A 1,680-nucleotide genomic window follows, 5' to 3' on the forward strand; every position below is an offset into this window, starting at 1 on the left:
GATAAGTTACTTTCATTTTCAATAAAACCGCCGAGGTCCCCCGCCTTAACATCATCAAAATCTCTTAGAGCACGTATGCGGTGTAAAGTAAGACCATCAAAAGTGAAGTTTTCATTAGTAAATTCATATTTTTTAGATACAGTTGTAGTGGTCATAGGTAACTCCTAATCTAATATTCAAACAAATTTTAAGTGAAATGGTTATAAGGAGGCGCCCCCGCCGCGCCCGCGCCGTTATTTAAGCTGTTTTCCTATGAGCACGACACATAACAAAGCAAATTTCACCATAAGGAGAAAGGCGTTCTGTATAAACATTATTCATTGTGTCACCACAAATATTCTTAGTAACAATAGCCATGCCACATGCATTGGCATTTTCATAAACATGCACTTTACTTACAATTTTTGCACTATCGAAAACATGGGCATTATCATACACATGGGCATTGGCAAAAACCTTTGCTGAATCGTAGACGCGAGCATTACCATATACAAAACCACCAACACCTGCATTGCCATAAACCTGCGCATTTTCGTAAACACGACCAGGGCTCACAACAATGGCCTGATCACCAACCCAGCAATTACCATCATGGGAAAGATTTTCTTCAGATTCAATATAGCCACCAAGTTGACCAGCTTTAACATCACCAAAATCTCTTAACGCCTTAATGCGATAAAGTTTTTTACCCTCACGAAGAATTGTTTGATTGGTGAGTTGATATTTTGGAGATGTTTTTTGATTTTTAACTGTAGCGTTCATGCTAGTAATCCTTATCGTAAAAAAGGTTTGTTATTAACACCCCATAAGGGCGTCGGGTGCTAACAAACACGGCGATAAGTCCGTCGTCACACTTTTCTCATAAAGAGTATTGTATGGTGTGACCACACCCGACATAATCATTATATGCTAATCAGAACATAAAAGACAGTCAGTATTTTAAAGAATGGGAAAAACCTTATCGTGGTTTATCCGCTTATCGCTAAGTGTTGTTAAGCACTTGACGCCTTTCTAAACGAACCTTTCCTTAATGTCAATACGTATTTTTTATTTTTTTCACTTTTTTTTCATTTTGATACCTACCTAATTGAATACCAAGTGCTTTCTCTAGTTCACTGTCTATATCATCATAAGTTTTCACTGCTTTCACTGTACGTTTTTTGATTTCCCTATTCACCTCGTCTATCAATGCTTCGCAACTCAATACGCTTCTTGGCAAATCACCCCCATATATCCAAGCTTTCACTTGCGCCTTGGTACTGTAATCAACTTTACAAGGCATCTCATGATACTGACCACCGTCAAATTCTTCGTATTCTCTTGTGCCATCATCATATTCGTAAAGGTTATAAAAATACTCTGCTACCCCTAATCCCCATGGTGCATGCCCCACCGCCGTTGCAACCCACTTTTTTTGCCCTTTCTGTTTACGTTTTTTTAAAAACATCTGGTTTAATATCCCCTATCTAAATCCATAACTTTACCAATGGGTTTATTTGCATCAAAATGGACCGTACAGAAGCGTTTTTAATTTCAATGTGGTTTTTATCACAAAATCTTTAAATCGCTCTGTACGGTGCCTTTCTGTCAATTTAAACGCATGTCTATTCTCAAAATCATCAGAAAATTTCACTACTTTGCTGTTTTTTCGGATCCTTTTAAATACGATTTCATGACTGA

2 protein-coding genes are annotated in these 1,680 nt (G+C 37.6%); both read right to left on the bottom strand.

The features are described 5' to 3' along the window. Positions 1–237 precede the first annotated feature (237 nt). Positions 238–762, bottom strand: a complete 525-nt coding sequence (locus ACFIKG_RS09135) for a hypothetical protein (protein WP_375652179.1) — start codon at positions 760–762, stop codon at positions 238–240. Between the two features lie 271 nt (positions 763–1,033). Then, positions 1,034–1,447 (bottom strand): hypothetical protein, encoded by a 414-nt coding sequence (locus ACFIKG_RS09140; RefSeq protein ID WP_375652180.1) that lies wholly within the window; start codon positions 1,445–1,447, stop codon positions 1,034–1,036. Positions 1,448–1,680 lie beyond the last annotated feature (233 nt).

The organism is Bartonella sp. LB28NMGDW (assembly GCF_042194435.1).
Taxonomy (GTDB): domain Bacteria; phylum Pseudomonadota; class Alphaproteobacteria; order Rhizobiales; family Rhizobiaceae; genus Bartonella; species Bartonella grahamii.